Consider the following 22,047-nt stretch of genomic DNA (forward strand, 5'->3'; position numbering starts at 1 on the left):
GACCCGTGACATGGATATTCCTGTATTGGATTGGAACCGCTTCACCAGTGGAGATGACGCTGAGGGCTTTGCTGCTGACCTTGGGAAAGCGTGCCGTGAGACAGGTTTCTTTGTTCTAACTGGGCACGGGATTTCCAAAGATCTGATCGCCGATGTCTTTACCGTCGCGGATCGTTTCTTTGCGCTGCCACCGGAAGAAAAAGCCGAAATCGCCATTTCCAAGAACCCGCACAATCGCGGTTGGGCGCAACAAGGCAGTGAAGCCCTCGATGAGGCGTCGGGGCTCAAGGATCGCAAGGAGGCCTTTAACGTCGGGCTTGATTTGCTAGCCGATGACCCGCGTGTAATCGCGGGCGAGCCGTTTCGCGGCGTTAACGTATGGCCGGACCTCGAGGGGTTCCAGAAAATCATGCTCGACTATTACGAACGCGCGCTCAATCTTGGCAGGGGATTACACCGCGCGTTTGAGGCTGACCTTGGCTTGCCGCAAGAGTATTTTGAGCCGCACTTCACGGAACCGATGGCGACTTTGCGCGTGCTGTCCTATCCCGCCGCGCCGGATGGCGAAGGGATCGGGGCAGGGGCGCATACCGACTACGGATCGGTAACGTTGCTCATGACGGACGGTGTCGCTGGGCTCCAAGTCAAGCCACGCGGTGGGGATTGGATGGACGTGCCCCACATTAAAGGGGCTTTTGTCGTGAACATCGGCGATTGCCTGATGCGGTGGTCAAATGACCTCTATGTCTCGACCCCGCACCGCGTTTTGCCCCCGAAAACCGCCCGCCGATCTATTGCATTTTTCCTTGATCCCAATCCCGAGAGCATCATCACTGCATTGCCGGGAACGGGAACGGCCAAGTATGCCCCGATCACCGGAGCCGATTATCTGCGATCCCGCCTTGATGCGACCTACACACCGGAGCCGACCTCATGAGACGACTTGATTGGTCTGAGTATCGAACAACTGAATTTTCCGATTTCGACCCAGAGAAAACCATCGTCATCCTGCCCACTGCGGCGATTGAACAGCATGGACCGCACCTTCCTGTTGGGGTGGACACTTTCATCAACGAAGGCATGTTGGCGCAGCTGCGCGCGACCCTTCCTAATGATATCACAGTGCTGATCCTGCCGGTTCAGGCGGTTGGTAAGTCCAACGAACATATCCACGCCAAAGGCACGCTGACATATACCGCCAAGACTGCCCTTGATGCGTGGACAGAAATTGGGCTGTCGGTGGCCCGTGCAGGCCTTAAGAAGATGGTTATCGTCAATTCACATGGCGGAAATCTGGATCTGATCTCTATTCTGGGGCGTGAGTTGCGAGTGCATGCTGGCATGATGGTCGTGAAATGCCAGTGGGGCAATTTCGGCAAACCTGAGGGCATGTTCTCTGAACAGGAAAACGCTTTCGGCATTCATGGCGGCGACTATGAAACCTCGCTCATGTTGCATTTCAAGCCGCATCTTGTGGACATGACTCAAGCCAAAGATTTCCGGTCGAGCGCAGAGACCGCGCCTATTTCGCCGATTGGTCCGGTGAACTTGGCGTGGGTGTCTAAGGACCTAAATGAGGCGGGCACCGTCGGTGAAGCGCACCTTGCTACAGCTCAAAAGGGCGCAACCGTTTGTGAGCTTCAAGTCGCGGGTTTTGTTGAGATGCTGGGGCAACTGCGTGACCTGCCGACCGACGGATATGCGCCAACACTTCCGACGATCAATGGCAAGTAACCTAATCAAACCTCGCCGTTAACCTGCGCTGCGCCCTGCCGCCCGGCCAGAGAAGATGCAGCCGCCCAAGAATGTGCCCTCAAGCGAGTTGTATCCGTGGTAACCGCCCCCACCAAAACCTGCGGCTTCGCCTGCAGCGTAAAGACCGGCAATCGGTTTGCCTGCCGCGTCGATCATTTGACTGTCTAGGTTGGTTTGCAAACCGCCCAAGGTCTTGCGCGTGATGAGGTTTAGACGAACAGCGATCAGCGGGCCATTTTCCCCATCAAGGAATTTATGCGGTTTGGCGGTGCGGATGAGTTTGTCGCCTCGATAATGGCGCGCCGCTTGAATGGCGGTGATCTGTGGGTCCTTGGAAAACGGGTTGTCCACTTGGGCATCGCGGGCTTCGATCTGGGCACGTAGGTGTGCTTCGTCAATCAGGGCATCCTCGGTCAACCCGTTCATGCCTTTGACGAGATCGGCCAGAGTATCGGCAACGACGAAATCCGCACCGTGCTCCTTAAAGGCTTCAACCGGAGCAGTGGCAGATTTGCCTGAGAGGATACGTTCTTTAAGAACCTTGGACCATTTGGCCGATGTCAGATCTGGGTTCTGTTCTGAACCAGACAGCGCGAATTCTTTTTTGATCACCTTTTGGGTCAGGACGAACCAGCTGTAATCATATCCCGTATCTAGGATCGCCTTGAAGGTGCCATTGGTGTCAAAGCCGGGCATGGCAGGCGGCGCAAACCGGTTGCCGCGTGCATCGAACCACATGGACGACGGCCCGGGTAAAATGCGGATACCATGGGCTGGCCAGATCGGATCCCAGTTTTTGACACCTTCGGTATAAAACCAAAGCCTATCGCGGTTGATTACGTGGCCACCTGCGTCCTCCGCAATGCCGATCATGCGGCCGTCTACATGCGCTGGCACGCCAGACAGCATGTTTTTAGGGGCGGGGCCAAGGCGCTCGGTTGGCCAGACTTTGCGGATGAGGTCAAAGTTGCCCCCGATACCACCAGAGGCGACGATCACTGCATCTGCATCGACGCGGAACTCTCCGACAATGTCCCGATTGGTTTGCGCACCTTGCTGTGCGTCGTCGGGGGCCAATGTGGTGCCAGTGACGCCAACAGCCGCCCCGTTTTGCATTTCCAAACGATCAACTTGATGACGATACAGATAGGTCAGGCGACCTGCTGCGGCATGTTCATTGCAGCGTCGGATGAAGTGTTCAAGAACACCTGGGCCAGTACCCCAGGTGATGTGGAAACGCGGCACGGAATTGCCATGCCCCATCGCGTCTGATCCGCCACGTTCGGCCCAACCTACAACTGGAAACCAACGTAGGCCCATCTTGTGCAGCCACGGGCGCATTTCACCAGCGGCAAAGTCCAGATAGGCGGAGGCCCATTGGCGGGGGTAATCATCCTCGGGTCGGTCAAACTGCGCCGAGCCCATCCAGTCGTTCAACGCCAGATCGTGGCTGTCTTTGATGCCCATTCGCCGCTGTTCGGGCGTGTCGATCATGAACAACCCGCCAAGGGACCAATGCGCCTGACCGCCTAGGTTTTGGGGGCCTTCTTGGTCCACAATCACGACCTGTTTGCCGCGATCCCCAAGTTCAGCAGCGGCAGCTAGACCTGATAGGCCCCCACCGACGATTACAACATCTGTTTTCATGATTTACGGCTCCGAAGCCAAAGGACGAATGGAATTGCGGTGACATACATGATGACACCGTAAAGTGCGGACGGCAGCCCTATAGTGGGGATGCCCCCTGATACACCAACGATAAGCGGGGCGAGGGTGATACCAAGGCTGCCGTTCTGAATGCCGACCTCGATGGATATTGTTTTGCGTTCAGCCCAAGTCAGTCCCAAGGCCCCCGCGATCAACAACCCAGCAAGCATCGTCACCACGTTCAACGACAACAGTGCTGGCCCCAGCTTAGCTACGTTTTCGGTAAGCAGAGTCCAGTTCGACGCGATGGCGGCAAGGATGATCAGGACGAACAGGGCCGAGGCAAGTTTGATCAAAACCGGTTCGATACGATCCGCAAGTGGCGTCGCGAAATGACGCAGCACCATACCCAAAATAACCGGTAGCATGGTCAGCAAAAACATAGCCAAGGCCAGCGTCGTTACGGAAATATCGGGGGCATCTTCCCCCATGAAATGCACGACCGCCCAACCTATCATTACGGGTACAGTGAAAATAGACACCAAAGATATCAGGGCTGTCAGTGACACAGACAGGGCAACATCCCCCTTCGCAAGCCGCGTCACGACATTGGACGTCACGCCGCCCGGACAGAGTGCAATGAGCATCACACCTGTCGCCAGTGCACCGGTCAATCCAAACGTGAGGATAACGAGATAGGCCACAACCGGGAGCAACACGAGCTGACATAACGCCCCAACGGCAAAGACCCATCCCCGTTCCGCCACGCGACGAAAGTCAGCCATCGTTAGCCCGATACCGAGACTGAACATGATGATCGCCAGAGAAAGCGGCAAAACAACGTTTACAAGAATATCCATGATCCCCTCCCAAGGCCGTAAGGCTGCAAGGCCACCACAGCGTAGGTGGTAAATCAAGGGAGAGGGTGGTGTTACGGCACGTTAAGGCCGCCGTAAAAGAAATTTTTGAAGGTTGTTAGGTCGCCTTCTTTAATTTCATCCACTGATCGAGGGCATCAATTTGATCGATGGTCATACGCAGCCCCAGTCGGGTCCGCCGCCATACGACGTCTGCAGCTTGCTGCGCGTATTCGTGATCCATGAGCCATTCGACCTCTTGCGCGGTCAACGTGGCGCCAAAAGGTTTCCCCAGATCAGCGGCCGAAGTGGCGTTGCCCAACAGGACGCGCGCGTCGGTGCCATAGGCCTTAATCAGCCGCTGCGCCCAAGCGGCATCCAAGAACGGATATTCCGTTCGAAGAGCCGCAATTAATGTCTCAACACCGTCGACGGGGAAGTCTCCGCCGGGGAGAGCTACGCCAGCGGTCCATTTTTCAGATGCCTTCGGGAAGTAGGGTTCGAATTTAGACAAGACATTTTCAGCCAGCTTGCGGAACGTTGTGATCTTACCGCCAAAGACGTTGACCACTGGTGCGCCGCCGTCTGCGTCGTTCAAAGACAAAACGTAGTCACGGGTCGCAGCGGTGGCTGATTTCGCACCATCGTCATAAAGTGGGCGAACACCGGAATAACTCCAGACGATGTCATTTCTTGTGATTGGTTTCTCGAAATAATTGGACGCAAAGGCACAAAGGTAATCGGCTTCTGCGTCCGTGCAGTCTGGTTCATCAAATGCTGAACCGTGTTCCGCGTCGGTGGTGCCGATCAGGGTGAAATCCGTCTCGTAGGGGATTGCAAAGATGATGCGCCCGTCTTCCCCCTGAAAGAAGTAGGCCTTGTCATGATCAAACAGCCGCTTGGTGACGATATGGCTGCCGCGCACCAATCGCACGCCTTCCGAACTGGTTATGTCCAGCGATTGATCAATCACATCACCAACCCACGGTCCGCTAGCATTAACGAGAGCTTTGGCCGTGACTTCGAAAGTGTTGCCCGTTTGGTGATCAAGTAACGATATTTTCCAGAGACCGTCGACCCGATCCGCGGTGATGACTTCTGTTCGCGTCATGATCTTCGCACCGCGGGCTTCGGCATCGCGCGCATTCAACACGACGAGCCGCGAGTCTTCTATCCAGCAGTCCGAATACTCGTAAGCCTTTTCGAACTTGTCTTGAAGCGGCAAGCCGGTGGCGTCGCTCCTTAGGTTTATTGAGCTTGTGCCGGGAAGGATTTGCCGCCCTCCAAGGGTGTCATAAAGGAACAACCCGAACCGAATAAGCCATGCAGGTCGGCGGCCTTTCATCCATGGCATAAAGGCGTTGAGAAGCTTGGACGTCGGCGTTTCGCCTTCAAAGCGCATGTCTCTATGGACGGGCAACACGAAGCGCATCGGCCAGCTAATATGCGGCATAGCTTTTAATAGGGTTTCACGTTCTTTTAGCGCCTTGGCAACGAGACCAAATTCAAAGAACTCAAGATAGCGCAAGCCACCATGAAACAGTTTTGTCGATGCAGATGAGGTCGCGGAAGCGAGGTCATTCATCTCAGCCAAGCCGACAGCCAGGCCCCGTCCGGCCGCGTCTCGTGCGATCCCGCATCCGTTGATGCCACCGCCAATGACAAAGAGGTCAAATGCGGGGAGGGTGTTGTTGGTGTCAGGCATAGCACGTTCCTAGAGCTTGAGTCGCGGGAAAGGAACATTTCCGCGCCAAACGGTCAAGAAAATGCTTGCGAATTTGTTCGTTTAGGCTTTGATAGCTGTCAATTCAGGTTAATCGCGGTGAAAGCGAACGTTTTTATTGCTCTTGGGTGCAAAAACGAACATTAGAATCTCTAGTTTTGGATCACCAATGTCCCAGTCTTTCCGCCAGCAAGAAATTCAAGAGATCGCCAGACGAGACGGAAAGGTGATCGTCGAAGACCTTGCAGCGCATTTTGGGGTGACGGTGCAGACTATCCGTCGAGATTTGACAGATATGGCCGATGAAGGAACATTGGATCGTGTCCACGGCGGGGCTTTGTACCCATCAGGTGTTTCCAACATCGAATATGAGGAACGCCGCGATCTGAACCAAGACGCAAAGTCTAGAATGGCGCGGGCCTGTGCGCGGGCAATACCGGATGGTGTTTCGGTGTTCATCAACATTGGCACCAGCACTGAAGCGGTCGCAAACGAACTCTTGTCACACAGCAATCTTCTGGTGGTGACGAACAATCTGAATGTGGCGAATAGGCTGACGAAAAACCCCGATAGCGAAGTCGTCGTCACGGGGGGATCGCTGCGGCGAACCGATGGCGGATTGGTCGGGGCGTTGGCAACGCGAACGATTGAGCAATTCAAATTTGATTATGCGGTGATCGGGTGCTCAGCCGTGGATGAGGATGGCGATCTATTAGATTTTGACATGCAAGAAGTCACCGTCAGCCAAACCATCATTAGACATGCACGCAAGGTGCTGCTCGTTGCAGATCACAGTAAAATCCTGCGCAGCGCACCAGCACGTATCGGATCAATGCGCGAAATTGATGCCTGTTATACAGACCGCCCGCTGCCCGGAGTGCTGAAACGCAAATGCGATGAATGGGGTACGCAGGTCGTCGTTGCAGGCTAGAGCCCCGTAGCGTTAAGTCGATTGGGTAAAGCTAAACTGTGACACTTGCCGGTAGACTTCGTTTGGATGCAGTTCTGCAGGCGGAAATGACGGGTTGTGCGGCGCATCGGGCCATAACTGCGGCTCAATCGCTAAGCCTGAACGCGGGCCGTAGGTTGTCCCAATTAAGCCAGCTGCATTGGCGCCGCCAATGCCTTGCCCATCATAGATCTGGATTCCGGGCTCGGTTGTCGCCACCTGCATTGTAACCCGTCCGTCTGCCCCTGTCAGCTCGGCTGCTGGTTGGAGGTCACGCCTTTGGCTCGATAAGCAAAAATTGTGGTCTAACCTATTCGAGGCTTCAAGCGGCCTGTATGCCCTGAAGTCAAAGCGTGTGTCGGTGACGTCCGCGATGTCTCCCGTGGGAATACCATCTCGTTCAATGGGTAAATATTTGTCCGCAAAAACGCGGAGCCGATGGTCGTCGATGGTTCTGCTGCCATCCAGATTGAAGTAACTGTGATGAGCAAAGCTGCACAGGGTCGTTGCGGTTGTGGTCGCTGTGATTTCGATCTCAAGGGTTTGGGCGGTTAGAATTCGGTAGGTCGCTTGCACGTCCATCGTTCCCGGAAAACCCATGTGGCCATCTGCAAGGCGGGTCTTAAATTGCACATGGGTCAACGAGTGTTCCGCGACTTCCCAATTCAGGGTTGCCGTTCCATCATGGCCACCGTGAATGTGATGGCCCTCGGCAGTATTGCGGTCCATTTGGTGAGGCCGACCTGCGATATTGGCCACGCCGCCCTTTAGACGATTGGCAAACCGGCCAACTGTTGCGCCAAAGTTATTCGGGTTTTTCAGGTAAGGTTGCAGGATTGGGTACCCAAGCACCAACGGCCTGTTGTGCCCGGCAAGCCGCAAATCTTGCAACGTTGCACCTTGTGATATCAGACAGGCGCGAAGCCCGTCGCGTTCGATCGTGATACGGTTCACATCCGACCCGTCGGCCGCGAGGCCAAAGACCTCAACGTTGGTCATAGTTGTTTCGGTGCGGACTGTCGCACAACCCCTGCGGCTTCAATGGACATACCGTCAATTGTGACGGGGTTAGCGTTGTAATTGAACCAGAACCGTTCAGCGCCGCAATCACGGATCCGCACGCCGTCAGGCAGGGTAACTGTTGTAACGCCAGCGGCTGCGCAAGCATTGCCAATCACCCGCTGAAGGCCAGCGAGGTCCAACCACGCACCGAGGTACGTCACGGTACCGCTGGACATTGCAACTGCCGCGCCGTTTTCAGTGGTTTCGACGATGCTTGCGGTTCCTTCCAAGGCTTCCATGTACTGGTGAACCATTCCGCCGCCTTTCAACGGGATTGGCAGGTCGGGGCGCAGGCTTTCGACGTAGGAGACGGTGACGTCCAAATCAGGAATAGCGGGCGGCAGGGGGATTGGAATTGCCATGTTGGCATCGCGCGCACCACTGCGCGGCCCTATCAGGACTTGTGCGCTTGATGCCGTTAGGGCCGCTTTCACGTCTTCGCTCATGTGCATCAAGCCTGGCGCGATAACTACCTTATACCCTTCAAAGTCAGAGCTATCGGCGCGTTGGATATCCACCGATAGGCCAAGGCTGCGTAGGGCGCGGTAGGTGTCAAAAACCAGCCCGAAATAGCTGAGCCCCTCACCGTGGGGTTGGGTTGCCCAAGCGAAATCGGCGTCATAGTCAAAGATCAGCGCTACTTGGGCTTGGGCTTGGACTACGTCAGGCGCGTCTTTCAACTCGGCGGCGACCTGCATAGCCTCGCCCATTGCTGGTGCATCCGCACTATCAGGGCGCAACATCCCCGCATGCATCTGTTCCTGTGCAAAGGGGGCCTGACGCCAGCGGAAATAGCAGACCGCTTCGGCACCGTGAGCAAAGGCCTCCCATGACCACAGGCGGACCATGCCTGGCAGCGGGGCTGGGTTGTAAGGCGCCCAGTTTACGGGGCCGGGTTGCTGTTCCATGACCCACCAACGCCCCTTACCAACAGCGCGGTATAGGTCGTGGTGCAACGCTTGAAAGTCTGGGTCGCCTTGGCGGGCGAAAGTCCGTTGACGTTCCGCATCCGCGCCGACGCGGTCTTCCAGAAATCCCAAAGGATAGCTGTCCCATGTCGCGATCTCGAGGTCGTCCCCGACTTTGAAATGGTCGAAATCTGTGATCCGGCCCATGTAGTTATGTGAAATTGGAGCGCCAGAATGAGCGTGAATGATATCGGTTTGTATCCGATTGAACGCCACAACTTGATCGGAGCTAAACCGCCGGAAAGCCAGCGTATGGGACGGGTTGGGTTCAGTGACGGTAAGGTTGGGCAGATCGATTTGGTCAAACCTGTCGTAGTCCATCGACCAGAACACATTGCCCCAAGCCGAATTAAGCGCAGCGATGTCGCCGTCGAACTGCATCTGAAGCCATCCTTGAAACGCAACACGGGCGGCATCGCTGTATGAAATGGTGGTGTCGTGGCAACCGTATTCGTTGTCCGTCTGCCATGCTGCGACATGTGGGTTCTTACCGTATCGTTCTGCCAGTTTTGACACGATTGATGCGCAGTCTTTCTTGTAACCTTCGTGGCTGAAACAGTAGTGGCGGCGCGATCCGAATTTGCGAGGGCGTCCGTCAACATCAACGGCAATCATGTCAGGGTGACGGTCGATCATCCAACGCGGCGGGGTAGCTGTTGGTGTGCCAAGTACAACCTTCAGGCCAACGGCACCAAGAACCTCAATCGCGTCATCGAGCCAGTTGAAATCATACTGGCCCGCGACAGGTTCGAGCCGTGACCACGCAAATTCGCCGATACGAACCCACTTGAGGCCGGCCTCGACCATGCGCCGTGCGTCGTCTTCCCAGATGTCGCGGGACCAATGTTCTGGGTAATAGCAAGTGCCTAGAGTTCGTTTCATGTCAGTATCACGCGATGTTCTGGCTGACCTTTCTGGTCGAGCTTTGTGAAAAAGGTTTGGCCCTGAGTATCGGAAGGGGCGTGCATGCCCTCGGCCGCAGTCGTGGCAAAGAGCGTCGTACAATCTGTTCCGCCGAATGCAGGGCATGAGACTTGCTCTGCAGGCATGTCGACATGCATCAATTCTCGCCCCCGCGTGTCATAACATGTGATGCGGGATGCGCCCCATTGAGCGTTCCACAAGTTGCCATCGGCATCAACGACGGCCCCGTCCGGATTGCGGCCTTGGGTTACCAAGTCGACATGCAGGGACGGTTTTCCGTTGGGCCAACCATCAGTCCCAAGCGGTTGGCGCATGATTTGGCGGGTGGGGGTGTCAGCAAAATATGCAAATTCACGATCTGGCGAAAAGCAGATCGCATTCGGGATCGTTAGACCATCAAACAACGTGCGAAGTTCGCCATTGTACCAACGATAGATTGCGCCAGCCTTGGGTTGGGCTTGCTTGCCCATCGTTCCGATCCAAAACCCGCCCCACGGGTCAGCGCGGCCATCGTTTGAACGTGTCAGCGGGTTTTCGGGTTCTAGCGGGCAGCGTGGCTTGGACGTGCCGGTTTCAACGTTGAATTCAAAAAGCTCGACTTCGCTGGCGATCAGAAGGGTATCGTGGTCAATCCAGCCGGCAGCGGACACATGGCGGTCAAATTGCCAAACCATCTCACGGTCATCGACCCGGCTCAGAAGCCGCTTATTGTTGATATCAAACCAAAACAGCTGGCTGCGTTCTGGGTGCCAAAGTGGCCCTTCACCCAGCGAACAGGTGCGTGGATCATAGACCGTTGCGGTCATGCGCCAAAAACTTCGTCATAGGTCTTAACCATGTGCATAGCGCGCTCGCGAACCTCGGCAGCCGTAAAGCCCGGCTTGTAAAGCGCGCTGCCAATACCAAACCCATCGGCGCCTGCCGCTTTCCAATCAGCGAAGTTTTCAGGCCCTGCGCCGCCAACGGCAAGAACTTCGGTGCCCGTTGGCAACACTGCGCGGATCGCTTTGACACCATCAGGTCCGATCAAGGTCCCGGGAAAGAACTTCAATCCATCAGCGCCATGACGCAAAGCGGTAAAACATTCGGTCGGTGTCAAAACCCCTGGAAACGACAACATGCTGGCGGCTTTGGTTGCCTCGATCACCTGAGGATTACAATCGGGCGAAACCACGAGTTCACCGCCTGAGTTTTTCAATCGGGTGACGTCATCCGTTGTCAGCACAGTGCCAGCCCCGATCAGCGCATCATCGCCGTAAGCGCGAGCCATTTGCTCAATGCTGTTGAACGGGTCGGGAGAATTGAGCGGCACTTCGATCTTGGTGATGCCGCAGTCGATAAGAGTTTCAGCGATTTCCAAAGCTTCGTTTGGTTTGATTCCGCGTAGGATCGCGACGATGTTGCGGGTCATGTTTAGGAGTCCTTCCAGCTGGCATATGCGGCTTTGAGGCCAAGGAGCGTCATGTCGTCGCCGGTATGAATTTCAGAGGGTGCGCCCTGTTGATCAAGGGCGGTTTTATAAAGCTGGGCCAACTTGGGATCGCCGATCAATGCAATCTCTTGGCCGAGCCAATAGGGTTTCGCACCTGCGAGTTCGAGGCCAATCAAAAAGCCGGACAAACGTGATTTTGCAATGGTCGATGACATGTCATTGAGCAGCGTTTCCGCACGTAAACCAAACAGTCGCGACGCAAGGTTCTGTGGTCTGCTGAGTGTGTCGTCCAAAGCGTTTAAGAAGCTATCGTTGTCCCAGCCGTCGCTTTGGGCAGAATGGCGCAAGACAGATTGCTCGGACAACAGCGCAAACATCTCACCACTCATGTAGGTAGAAAAACTGACGACCTCACCAGCGCTGATACGGACCCATTTTGTGTGCGTGCCAGGAAGGCACAGGACCCCGTCAAAATCGGGGCGCTGGGATAGGAACCCCGCAATTTGTGTTTCCTCTCCGCGCATTACGTCGGCAGGATTGGCCTGCATCATTCCCGGGAGGATCACAGGCACAAGGCGTGGGTCTTTGGCTGGTACTTTTGTCGCGTTAGTGACGGACGGCGGGACAGCCGGAACTGAGACATATGCCGCCTCTTGCCAACCTTGTCGCGCACCAACCATGCCGCAGCAAATCACGGGCGTCGGGGCATCGCCCAAATAGGGTGCGATTAGGTCCAAGAGGGCAGGTTCAAACTGATCGGGTGCCAAGCTTCCCATACCTTGGTCTGAGCCCAGTTGCGTAATCAAAGCGTCGCCCGCGCCAAACACCCAAGCGCGCAGATTGGAGGTTCCCCAATCCACCGCAATCCATGTTGCCGTCTCTGTCATGTGTTTTACCCCGTTGTCACAACGCCGCCGTCAACAACAAGCGACTGACCTGTCATCATTCGGCTGGTATTAGACGCCAAAAACAGAACGGCATCCACCATATCCTGCGGCGCAAGCGTGTCTTTAAGACACTGGCGATCAAGGTGCCCAGCGAGCGCTTCGGGTGTAACCCACATTTCCTTTTGTTTGTCCGTCAAAACCCACCCCGGCGCGAGCGCATTGACACGGATTTTGTCAGGGCCGAATTCCCGCGCGAGCGAACGAGTCATTCCGTTGATGCCGGAATTCGCTGTGGTGTAAGACGGGTAGCCCGTGTTGCCCATCATGTAACTGATCGAGGTAAAGTTGATGATAGATCCACCACCCGCCGCGCGCATAGCATCTATCACGGCCTGACAGGCAAAGAAGTATGCCTTGAGATTGACGGCTTGCGACCAATCCCAGAAATCTTCGTCGACTTCTGCTGTCGTATGGCGTTTGTCATTGGCAGCGTTGTTGACCAGAACGGTAACGGGGCCATGGGCCTCGGCGGCCTGTGCGATGCAGGATTTCAAACGTGAAATGTCTGTGATGTCGCACTGCATAAACAACGGGCGCACGCCGTGTTTCTGCTCCATCTCATCGGCGAATTCGGTCGCATCAGATCGCTGAACAAAAGCCACCTTGGCACCTTGCGCCATTAGCCCGTCCGTTAGAAACGCACCAATGCCTGAACCGCCGCCGGTGATGAAAACACTTTGACCCTTTAGGTCATGGAAGGTCGCTGTTTGGGTCATTAGTGGCTCTCTCTTGTGACGGGGCGCGTGTCTTTGCCGACGAGGAAATCAAGGTCTGCGCCTTGGTCGGCTTGCAATACATGATCAACATACATCTTGGCATAGCCACGTGTGTAATGCGGGTCTGGTGGTGTCCAAGCGGCGTGACGTTCTGCCATCTCTGCGTCAGACACGAGAAGTTCGAGGACACCGCCTTTGGCTGAAATGCGGATGCGATCGCCTGTTTGCACCAACGCAAGCGGCCCACCTGCCGTTGCTTCGGGGGCAACGTGCAAAATGACTGTGCCAAATGCGGTGCCGGACATGCGGGCGTCAGACACTCGGATAATGTCGCGGACACCTTTTTTAACCAGCTTCGCCGGCACTGGCATATCGCCGACTTCAGGCATCCCTGGGTATCCCTTTGGCCCGCAGTTTTTCAAGACGAGAATGGTGTTTTCATCCACAGGTAAATCGTCACGATCGATGTTGGCTTTCAGGTCTTCTATTGTTTCAAATACATAGGCTTCGGCTTCGTGTTCGAGCAAGTGATCAGACGCAGCAGACGGTTTGACGATTGCGCCATTTGGGGCAAGGTTGCCGCGCAAAACGCGCAGACCCGCAGCGGGTTTTAGCGGGTCGTCATAAGCAAAGATCACATCGCGATTAAAACATTCGGCATCTTCGTAATAGGTTGAGATGTCTTTGGACATGACTGTATTCGCTGGCCGAATCTTTGCGGATAATTCTTTTAGAACCACAGGCACGCCGCCAGCATAACAGAAGTCCTCCATCAAATACTTGCCCGATGGCATGCAATTGACGAGCAGGGGGATTTCACCGCCGATTTCGAAATCTTCCAGTGTCAGATCGATGCCGACACGACCTGCCAGCGCCAAAAGGTGAATAACCGCATTGGTTGACCCACCAAGTGCTGCGTTGGCTAGGATGGCGTTCTCGAAGCTTTCTTTGGTTACAACGTCCGATAGCTTTACGTCTTCTTCGACCATCTCGACGATACGTTTTCCGGTAAGGTGCGCCAATGCCATGCGGCGGGCATCAACAGCGGGGAGGGAGCCGTTCATCGGTAACGCCAGCCCCATCGCTTCGGTCAAAGACGACATCGTCGAGGCCGTGCCCATGGTCATGCAAACGCCCTTGGATCGGCTCATGCCTGCTTCGGTTGCCATGAAATCCTTAAGCGTCATATCGCCCGCTTTCACGTCCATCGCGAATTTGCGTACGTCGGTTCCCGATCCAAGATCGCGGCCTTTCCATTTGCCGTTCAGCATAGGGCCTGAACTTACCACGATGGTGGGCAGATCGACGGACGCCGCCCCCATTAATTGCCCCGGAGTTGTCTTGTCACAGCCGCCAAGCAAAACCACCCCGTCCATTCCATAGGCGCGGATGGATTCTTCGACGTCCATTGCCAACAGATTGCGAAACAGCATGGCGGTCGGTTTCATCTGTGTTTCACCAAGGCTCATCACAGGAAATTCCACGGGGAACCCGCCGGCTTCCCATACGCCGCGTTTCACCCCTTCGGCCAGTTCGCGCAGACCGGAATTGCAGGGTGTCAGTTCCGACCATGTGTTGCAGATGCCAATGACAGGCCTCCCATCAAAGGCATGGTCAGGAAACCCTTGGTTCTTCATCCAAGAACGACGAATGAACCCGTCCTTGTCGAGCATTCCATACCATGCGCGGTTGCGGCGATCATTGGTCATACCAAGGTTCCTTCAATGACCCACATGGTATCAGGGAAGGACCATGGCAGTGTTAGGCCGTGGGCCATCAGATAGCCGCCACTGAGAACCAGAGGGCCGGATTTAAGGGCTTGGTCGCCGCGTGATAAGGCTTCGGCATCGGCGCGGTTGACCAATTCAATACGGTACTTGGCGTCAGGCGTCAGGCGCGTGAGGGGCAGTGGCCGCGGGGAAATCTGATCCGATGTGGCGGCCTTGCCAGCAAAGACAACGAACTTCTCGCCGCCCTCAGACAAATGCTGTTCTGCAACTATGGCGTCATCTGGACTGTCGAGGCGCAAAATATCAGCACGGTATGTCCAATCGCGGTTGGTCTTCCACCAGCTGGTGACGTCTTTCAGAACACCGGCTTCTTCATCGGTCAACTCCCGAGGATCCATTTCAAAACCCATATGGCGCTGGGCGGCGACCCAAGCACGGAACCGAATATCCATGATGCGCCCCGAGGTATGGCATTTGCGCGGACCAACATGGCTGCCTGTCACGGCCATGGGCAAGAAAATCGCGGCGTTGTGCTGCATCTTCAACCGCTCCAAAGCATCGTTGCTATCGCTGAGCCAAACGCGGTGGGTGCGGGATAGAATGCCAAAGTCGATCCGCCCGCCGCCCGAGGCACAGCTTTCGATCTCAACATCAGGAAACGCAGCGCGAAGCCGGTCGATCAATTCATATGACCCCCGCGTTTGAGCTGCGTCGGGCATAGGGAGAACGCGGTTGTGGTCCCATTTAATGTATTCGATGTCGTTGTCGCGCAGAACGGCACTGATCCGATCAAACAAAAAATCCCGCACATCTGGCAATGCCATGTTCAAAGCCATTTGTTGACGGCCAAGAATTTGATCTTCGCTGCCGAGAGCCCAATGCGGATTGGCGCGGAACACGTCGGAGTCTGGGTTGATCATTTCTGGTTCGAACCAGATGCCAAACGTCATGCCGAGGCCGTGAACGTGATCAATCAGTGGTGTTAGACCATCAGGGTATTTACGTGGGTCGACTTCCCAATCCGACAAGGCTTGGGTGTCGTCATCGCGGTTTCCAAACCAGCCATCGTCCAACACGAACCTTTCAGCGCCAAGCCCTGCTGCACGGTCAGCAATGTCTTTCAGTTCTGGAAGGTTGTGATTGAAATAGATCGCTTCCCAGCAGTTGTAATGTACAGGACGGGGGCGTTCGGTGTTAGGGAAGGTAACGATTTCATCGCGCAGGTGACGTTGAAAAGCTACCCCGCAGCCGTTGATTCCGTCGTCCGAAAACACAGCATAAAGTGGCGCGGTTTCGAAACGCGTCTTAGGTTCGGTTTCCATGCGTGCTGCGTGACCGAACTGAATTTGGCGACGCCCATCGGGTAATTCTTCGGCCACCATTCGGTGCCCACCGGACCAACCGTAGTGGAATGCGTATGCGTGGCCTTGCGTGTTGGTCGCCCCACGACATGGCACGATCAGTCCCGGAAAGTGTTCATGCCCTGTGCGTCCAGTTCGGTTTTCACGATACCGAATGCCTGCAGACCACGGCGTGCGGTTCAATTGAAACTCACCGCACCAGCGGCCCGCGACATCGATCATTTCGTCAGATTGCTGCGAACCCGGAAAAACTGGCGCACTGAGCCAGTGAAGATGGACGGGCGCGGATGCCTCAAGTGTGGCTTGCGCCTCGATCATGTGCGTACGCGGGTGGATCGAAAATCGCGCACTATAGGTCAGCGCATTTGTGGTGTCCGTATACACCAGCGACAGACCATTGGTGGTTTCCTGCGCCTCAGCAAAGCAAAACTTTGGCAACATGGGGGTGCCATCAGTTGCCCGCACGATCAATCCTGGCTGGCCGGGGAAACTGCGGGTCGCTTCGGGGCACAAGGACAGTTCCGGATTGCTGTCCAGCATGCCGCCCGTCACATCAATCGCGTGCGCGTCGTACAGAGTTGTCAGGTCTTCGTCATCCGGCAGGCGCGGGCCCCAATAGACCACCTCAGCGAGGCGGTCTTTGTGGGATCCGAGCACCAGCGATTGACGGCTGTCATCCAGTCGCCAGCATTGGATCATTTTACGGCTCCGAGAGTTAGGCCTGCGATGAAGTGCTTCTGCATGAGAAAGAACATCGCCACAGGTGGCAGGGCAGCGACGATGCTGCCTGCAGACATCAAATGATAGGCTGCGCGAAACTGACTGTTAAATGACGTAATACCGGCAGTTACAGGTTGGCTGTCTGGTCCTTGGGTCAAAACGATCGCCCAGAAATAGTCGTTCCAGATGAACGTAAAGATCAAGACTGCAAGGGCGGCGAGCGCAGGTTTCATCAGCGGCAAGACTACGAAAAGGAAGATGCGCCATTCTCTCACGCCCTCAACACGGGCGGCTTCGATCAGAGGGAACGGCAAGGCGCGAATGAAGTTGCGCATAAACAGCGTACAAAACCCTGTCTGAAAGGCCACATGGAACAAGATTAGACCCAGTTTTGTGTCGTAAAGGTTCAACGACAGCGTCAGGTCGCGCACAGGTACCATCAAGATTTGGAAGGGCACGAAATTGCCGGCAATGAACATGAAGAAGATCAACAGGTTGCCGCGGAACTTATATACACCAAGGGCAAACCCAGTCATCGATGATAAGATGATGCAGCCGATCACGGTTGGAACGGTGATCAACACAGAGTTCCACAAGTATCGTGGCATGTCGGATTCAAAGAAGACCTTACCGTAATTGGTGAAGAACTCGAACGACGATGGGAGGCCCCAATAGTTACCGTTGACGAAATCTGCCTCCGGTTTGATCGAAAAAACTGCGACTGCGATCAATGGCAAAAGCCAGACAATAAGCGTTAGCGGCAACAAAACCTGATAGCTGATCTGCCAGTTGCGTGATGACTTTTCTAAAGGTTTGGGAAACATCAGCGCACGCCCTTTTCGTCTTGGTACATCGACCACAAGAAGTAGCCGATGAAGATGAGCATAATGAAGAACAAGACAACAGCGATGGCCGCGCCATAGCCCATGCGGAACCCGAATTCAGAAAGGGATTCTTCGAACATGTAGAACGACAAGACGCGGGTTGACCCGAACGGTCCGCCATTGGTCATAACGGCAATAAAGTCAAAGGACCGCAAAGCACCGATGATCGTTACAACAAAGGCAATGAACGTTGCAGGTTTTAGCTGTGGGATGATCACATACCAAAGCATTTTGAGGCCTTTTGCGCCGTCCAATCGGGCGGCTTCGACTTGTTCGGGGTCAACGGCATTCAAGCCAGTGAGGTACAGGATCATACAATATGCAGTTTGCGGCCAAAGCCCTGCAGCGATGATGCCATAGGTCGCCGTGTTCGGGTTGCCCAAAACACCACCTTTAATGTCGATCCCCACAAGACCGGTGATCACGTCAAATAGCCCGTCATTGGGCAGGTAAAACCAAGAAAACACCAAGCCGACGACCACTTGTGAAATCACAAAGGGGAAGAAGAACAGCGATTTATAAAGCCGGATGCCGCGCACGGTTTGGTTGAGAAATAACGAGATCGACAGGCCCATCGGAATGGCTAGCAAATAAAGAACCAACCACTTGAGGTTGTTCCAGAATGAGGTCTCGAATTTGCGATCCCCGCCCAACAGGCGTTCATAGTTTGCGGTACCCACCCATGTTTTTTCGCCTAAGCCATCCCATTCATGGAAGGAAATCCAGACCGACTGAAAAATTGGGATAATTACATAAAGCGCGAAAAAGAGAATACCGGGCAAAAGAAAGAGCCACGGCGTCACCGCTATTTCATTTCGTCTATACCAGCTTCTGTTCTGAGTGGTGGCCGTTGCCATTGGGAGTCTCCTGACGCGTCAACGCATGTGAAAGACGCAAAGCGCGGCTTACAGATAGGTTGGGATTGGATGTGATGTAGATGGTGTGGGCGGGCCACTTGGGCCCGCCCGAATGCCGCTTACTGGTAGACGCGCTGACGCGTGTCTTCGAGGCGTTCAAGGATGTCGTCCAGATTGTCGGGGAACACCATGAATTCCTGCAGGCCTTCCATGCCGACCGATGCCATTTCCGCTGGGAAATCGCGATCGAAGAACTGCATGATGCCGCCAGATGCGTTGTTGGACAGCATGTCAAAGCCTTCCTGAATGAACTTGTCATCAGAAACGGCTGCTGCTGCGTTCACAGGTAGCTGACCAAGTGCGTCGCCGCCATTGATCGCGGACTGAACGTCAGGTGAAGTCACATAAAGCAGGAACGCTTTGGCCGCTTCAACGTTCTGTGCACCACTTGGGATGTGGAACGTATCTGTTGGCGCATCCTCAGCTGGTGCAACATCAGGGTTGATCTGTGGGAACTGGTAAAAGTCCAACTGATCATCTGTCAGGCCGCCGTCGCGCATCGCAGCAACTGCAAAGTTACCCATCAGATAGGATGCGGCTTCACCGTCTACCATGAAGGGCAATGCTTCTTGCCAGCTGTATGCTTGGTGGTCTTCGATGAATGCGCCCATATCGATAAGGGTACGCCAGTTGGCGAATGTTTCGCGAACACGATCATCGGTCCATTCAACTTCGCCGTTGGCGAGCTGGATGTGGAACTCGTACCCGTTGGTGCGCGAGTTGATGTAGTCGAACCAACCGCCAGCAGTCCAAAGGTATTTGGATCCGATGGTGTAACACGCGCGGCCGGAATCGACGATCACCTGACAGTTGGCAATCTCTTCATCCCAAGTTGTGGGTTCGGAAAGGCCAAGCTCCTCAAAGATATCTTTGCGGTAGTAGACGCCCCATTGGTAGTATGTGTACGGAACGCCCCACTGAGCGCCGTTCAACGTCATCGCACCTTTTGTTGATGCGAGATCTGCCATTGCAGGATCTTCCCACAAATCAGAAATGTCCATGAACAGACCCGCGTCGACGTATGGTGTCATACGTGTTGCTGCGTACCAGTTAACAACGTCTGGCGCATTGGCTGTCAACGCGTTGCGAATTTGAGTTTTCCAAGCTTCACGATCAACGATCTCGAGCTCAATGTTAAGATCAGGGTGCATTGCGCCAAAGTCAGCAGCAAGGCCTTCCATCACCGCGCGTGGCGCAGGGTTGGACATGTCAGAGACGATGCGAAGATCGCCAGAAAGCGACTGGGCGGACGCGCTGCCCGCCAGAATGGTTGCAGCAGATAGCGCTGCTATTGTTCCCTTGAATGTTTTGCTCATGGTGTCCTCCCCGACACGTTTCAAATAGTGAAATGCAAGTTTGCATGTTGCAACATGAGCATAATTGCCCTAGTTTTGTCAACAGCAACATTGCCCATCGGGAGCTGGGTGAAGGGGAGGGGTTGGACATATGTCGACTGGGACAGCCGGAAGCGGAACGGTCAAAAAAGCACTCGAGGTTCTCGAGCTTGTGGCCTCGTTCGAGAGGCCTGTACGCTTTCCTGAAGTCCTTGAAATGTCTGAATTTCCCAAGGGAACTCTCTATAGGTTGATGAAGTCTTTGGTGGAGCAATCGATGTTGTCGTTTGACGCCGAAGATCAGACATACAGCCTTGGTGTTCGCCTCATTCGGCTTGCACATGCAGCATGGAAGAACGCTTCACTTGCACCGATTGCCAGACCTTTTATCGAATCGCTGGCAGCGCAGGTGGGTGAAACAATTCACGTGGCTCAAGTCGATCACGGGCAGGTTTTGTTCATCGACAAGATCAGGTTGGCCGAGAGCCCTGAGACCCTCGCGCGGGCTGGTAAGGTGGCGCCTGCTTATTGCACGGGCGTCGGCAAAGCGATGCTGGCATTCATGGCTCCAAAGCGGTTGGAGCTTGCTTTGCAACAACAAGCTTACTTCAAATACACGTCTGCGACCCACGGATCCGCCGAGACGCTTCTTCAAGAATTGGAACAGATTAGGGCGGAAGGCATTTCGTTTGACCGCGAAGAACATGAGCAGGGCACAATTTCTATTGCGGCCCCTATTTTATCTGAGAACGGCAGGATGTTGGGGGCGGTCTCTATTGCGACGTCCACATCCCAACATTCTCTCGAGACGCTTTGCGAATTTCGTGAGCCTCTCCTCGATGTCACTCAAAAGATAGGCGCTGAGGCTTCGTCCTGGCAGTTCCCGTCTTAACTATCTTTAATAAAGGAAAACGATCATGTCTGGTGTAACACTTCAGAACGTAATCAAACGCTATGGCGATGTTCAGGTGATCCATGGGATCGATCTGGAAATCAAGGATGGTGAGTTCTGCGTCTTTGTAGGGCCATCGGGCTGTGGCAAGTCGACATTGTTGCGCATGGTTGCGGGCCTTGAGGAAACCACAGCAGGCGCAATGACGATCGGTGAGAGAGACGTTACCGCGATGGACCCTGCCGAACGTGGTGTTGCGATGGTTTTCCAGACGTACGCGCTTTATCCGCATATGACGGTTAAGGAAAATATGGGGTTCGGGTTGAAAATGAACGGTCACCCGAAAGCCGAGATCGCCGAAAAAGTTGCTGAAGCTACCCGTATCCTAAAGCTTGAAGAATACCTCGACCGTAAACCGGCTGCTTTGTCCGGCGGCCAACGCCAGCGTGTTTCTATCGGGCGTGCGATTGTTCGCGGCCCGGAGGTGTTCTTGTTCGACGAACCGTTGTCCAACCTCGATGCCGAACTGCGTGTTGAAATGCGGGTCGAGATTGCGCGGCTTCACAAAGAGATCGGCGCGACCATGATCTACGTGACGCACGATCAAGTTGAGGCAATGACCTTGGCGGATAAGATTGTAGTGCTGCGCAGCGGTCGGATCGAACAGGTCGGCGCACCGCTGGACCTTTATCGGGATCCCGACAACAAATTCGTTGCAGGATTTATCGGCTCACCTGCAATGAACTTCTTGGACGGCGTGGTGAAGAACGGTCAAGTTGAGGTGCCTGGCTTGCAGGCCAGTGTCAGCGTTCCCGTTACGCTTCCAGCCGAAGGAACTGAGGTGACCTTGGGTGTCCGTCCTGAACACATCACGATTGATCCTGCCGGTGATACGCACAGTATTGACCTGACAGAAGCGCTGGGGGGTACGTCCTACGCCTACCTGATGTCTTCGACTGGCGAAAAGATTATCGTCGAAGAACATGGGGATGATCGCTCGCTTGCGGGTGGGCGCGTTGGCATCACATTCCCCGCAGAACGCACGATGTTGTTTGATCGTAAGACAGAAGCGCGGCTGCGGTAACGGCACCCTAGCGCGGTAATTTTTGTGGGGTCCGGCCGCGTTTCGCAGTGGGGTGACGCAAATTGCCGCGCGGCATCCGTATACAACGGTATACTATCGACCTTTGCAATTGCTTCGGCTAATAAGCCGTCAAACGTCATGCAAG

At 54.9% G+C, this 22,047-nt stretch carries 19 protein-coding genes; 5 read left to right on the forward strand and 14 right to left on the reverse strand.

The window, feature by feature from the left end:
- Positions 1 to 10: 10 nt before the first annotated feature.
- Together L0666_RS09385 and L0666_RS09390 are read left to right on the forward strand one after the other, a co-directional pair.
- The gene (locus L0666_RS09385) at positions 11 to 937 is read left to right on the forward strand and encodes an isopenicillin N synthase family dioxygenase (RefSeq protein ID WP_235261050.1); all 927 of its coding nucleotides are present in this window, start codon (positions 11 to 13) and stop codon (positions 935 to 937) included.
- Positions 934 to 1,734, forward strand: a complete 801-nt coding sequence (locus L0666_RS09390) for a creatininase family protein (protein WP_235261051.1) — start codon at positions 934 to 936, stop codon at positions 1,732 to 1,734. The genes L0666_RS09385 and L0666_RS09390 overlap by 4 nt, the downstream gene beginning before the upstream one ends.
- 18 nt (positions 1,735 to 1,752) lie before the next feature.
- Here the strand turns inward: L0666_RS09390 and L0666_RS09395 are convergent, their stop codons facing one another.
- Genes L0666_RS09395 through glpD form a run of 3 tightly spaced genes read right to left on the reverse strand, consistent with a single transcriptional unit; the run spans position 1,753 to position 5,964 of the window.
- The gene (locus L0666_RS09395) at positions 1,753 to 3,402 is read right to left on the reverse strand and encodes an FAD-binding dehydrogenase (RefSeq protein WP_235261052.1); all 1,650 of its coding nucleotides are present in this window, start codon (positions 3,400 to 3,402) and stop codon (positions 1,753 to 1,755) included.
- A complete protein-coding gene (locus L0666_RS09400) occupies positions 3,399 to 4,319 on the reverse strand; it encodes a bile acid:sodium symporter family protein (RefSeq protein ID WP_272492168.1) in 921 nt (306 codons plus the stop codon). Before L0666_RS09400 ends, L0666_RS09395 begins: the two co-directional genes overlap by 4 nt.
- A gap of 58 nt (positions 4,320 to 4,377) precedes the next feature.
- A complete protein-coding gene (gene glpD / locus L0666_RS09405) occupies positions 4,378 to 5,964 on the reverse strand; it encodes a glycerol-3-phosphate dehydrogenase (protein WP_235261054.1) in 1,587 nt (528 codons plus the stop codon).
- A gap of 187 nt (positions 5,965 to 6,151) precedes the next feature.
- Between glpD and L0666_RS09410 the strand changes: the two genes are divergently transcribed.
- Positions 6,152 to 6,913 (forward strand): DeoR/GlpR family DNA-binding transcription regulator, encoded by a 762-nt coding sequence (locus L0666_RS09410; protein ID WP_235261055.1) that lies wholly within the window; start codon positions 6,152 to 6,154, stop codon positions 6,911 to 6,913.
- A gap of 12 nt (positions 6,914 to 6,925) precedes the next feature.
- On the opposite strand, the gene L0666_RS09415 is transcribed toward L0666_RS09410, so the two are convergent.
- The 11 genes from L0666_RS09415 to L0666_RS09465 all read right to left on the reverse strand — a co-directional run bounded on the left by L0666_RS09415 (position 6,926) and on the right by L0666_RS09465 (position 19,908).
- Complete coding sequence (locus L0666_RS09415) at positions 6,926 to 7,930, reverse strand: aldose epimerase family protein (protein WP_235261056.1); 1,005 nt, start codon at positions 7,928 to 7,930, stop codon at positions 6,926 to 6,928.
- On the reverse strand, positions 7,927 to 9,843 hold the full coding sequence (locus L0666_RS09420; protein WP_235261057.1) for a beta-galactosidase: 1,917 nt from the start codon (positions 9,841 to 9,843) through the stop codon (positions 7,927 to 7,929). Before L0666_RS09420 ends, L0666_RS09415 begins: the two co-directional genes overlap by 4 nt.
- Positions 9,840 to 10,691: an SMP-30/gluconolactonase/LRE family protein gene (locus L0666_RS09425; protein WP_235261058.1), complete on the reverse strand. Its 852-nt coding sequence runs from the start codon at positions 10,689 to 10,691 to the stop codon at positions 9,840 to 9,842. The genes L0666_RS09420 and L0666_RS09425 overlap by 4 nt, the downstream gene beginning before the upstream one ends.
- Entirely contained in the window at positions 10,688 to 11,296 is a 609-nt protein-coding gene (locus tag L0666_RS09430; RefSeq protein WP_235261059.1) for a 2-dehydro-3-deoxy-6-phosphogalactonate aldolase, read from the reverse strand. The genes L0666_RS09425 and L0666_RS09430 overlap by 4 nt, the downstream gene beginning before the upstream one ends.
- Positions 11,297 to 11,298: 2 nt before the next feature.
- Positions 11,299 to 12,204, reverse strand: a complete 906-nt coding sequence (locus L0666_RS09435; RefSeq protein ID WP_235261060.1) for a 2-dehydro-3-deoxygalactonokinase — start codon at positions 12,202 to 12,204, stop codon at positions 11,299 to 11,301.
- Positions 12,205 to 12,209: 5 nt separating this feature from the next.
- On the reverse strand, positions 12,210 to 12,980 hold the full coding sequence (locus tag L0666_RS09440; protein WP_235261061.1) for an SDR family NAD(P)-dependent oxidoreductase: 771 nt from the start codon (positions 12,978 to 12,980) through the stop codon (positions 12,210 to 12,212).
- On the reverse strand, positions 12,980 to 14,689 hold the full coding sequence (locus tag L0666_RS09445) for an IlvD/Edd family dehydratase (protein WP_235261062.1): 1,710 nt from the start codon (positions 14,687 to 14,689) through the stop codon (positions 12,980 to 12,982). The genes L0666_RS09440 and L0666_RS09445 overlap by 1 nt, the downstream gene beginning before the upstream one ends.
- Positions 14,686 to 16,770 (reverse strand): alpha-galactosidase, encoded by a 2,085-nt coding sequence (locus L0666_RS09450; protein WP_235261063.1) that lies wholly within the window; start codon positions 16,768 to 16,770, stop codon positions 14,686 to 14,688. Before L0666_RS09450 ends, L0666_RS09445 begins: the two co-directional genes overlap by 4 nt.
- Complete coding sequence (locus L0666_RS09455; RefSeq protein ID WP_235261064.1) at positions 16,767 to 17,615, reverse strand: carbohydrate ABC transporter permease; 849 nt, start codon at positions 17,613 to 17,615, stop codon at positions 16,767 to 16,769. The genes L0666_RS09450 and L0666_RS09455 overlap by 4 nt, the downstream gene beginning before the upstream one ends.
- Positions 17,615 to 18,532, reverse strand: coding sequence for a carbohydrate ABC transporter permease (locus L0666_RS09460; protein ID WP_235261065.1), 918 nt, complete (start codon positions 18,530 to 18,532; stop codon positions 17,615 to 17,617). Before L0666_RS09460 ends, L0666_RS09455 begins: the two co-directional genes overlap by 1 nt.
- A 119-nt stretch (positions 18,533 to 18,651) precedes the next feature.
- The gene (locus tag L0666_RS09465; RefSeq protein WP_235261066.1) at positions 18,652 to 19,908 is read right to left on the reverse strand and encodes an ABC transporter substrate-binding protein; all 1,257 of its coding nucleotides are present in this window, start codon (positions 19,906 to 19,908) and stop codon (positions 18,652 to 18,654) included.
- A gap of 130 nt (positions 19,909 to 20,038) precedes the next feature.
- Here L0666_RS09465 and L0666_RS09470 point away from each other — a divergent pair, with 130 nt between their 5' ends.
- On the forward strand, positions 20,039 to 20,818 hold the full coding sequence (locus L0666_RS09470; protein WP_235261067.1) for an IclR family transcriptional regulator: 780 nt from the start codon (positions 20,039 to 20,041) through the stop codon (positions 20,816 to 20,818).
- A 25-nt stretch (positions 20,819 to 20,843) separates the two neighbouring features.
- Entirely contained in the window at positions 20,844 to 21,902 is a 1,059-nt protein-coding gene (locus L0666_RS09475; RefSeq protein WP_235261068.1) for an ABC transporter ATP-binding protein, read from the forward strand.
- The last annotated feature ends 145 nt before the right edge of the window (positions 21,903 to 22,047 follow it).

Source organism: Octadecabacter algicola (assembly GCF_021532625.1).
GTDB classification, from domain to species: domain Bacteria; phylum Pseudomonadota; class Alphaproteobacteria; order Rhodobacterales; family Rhodobacteraceae; genus Octadecabacter; species Octadecabacter algicola.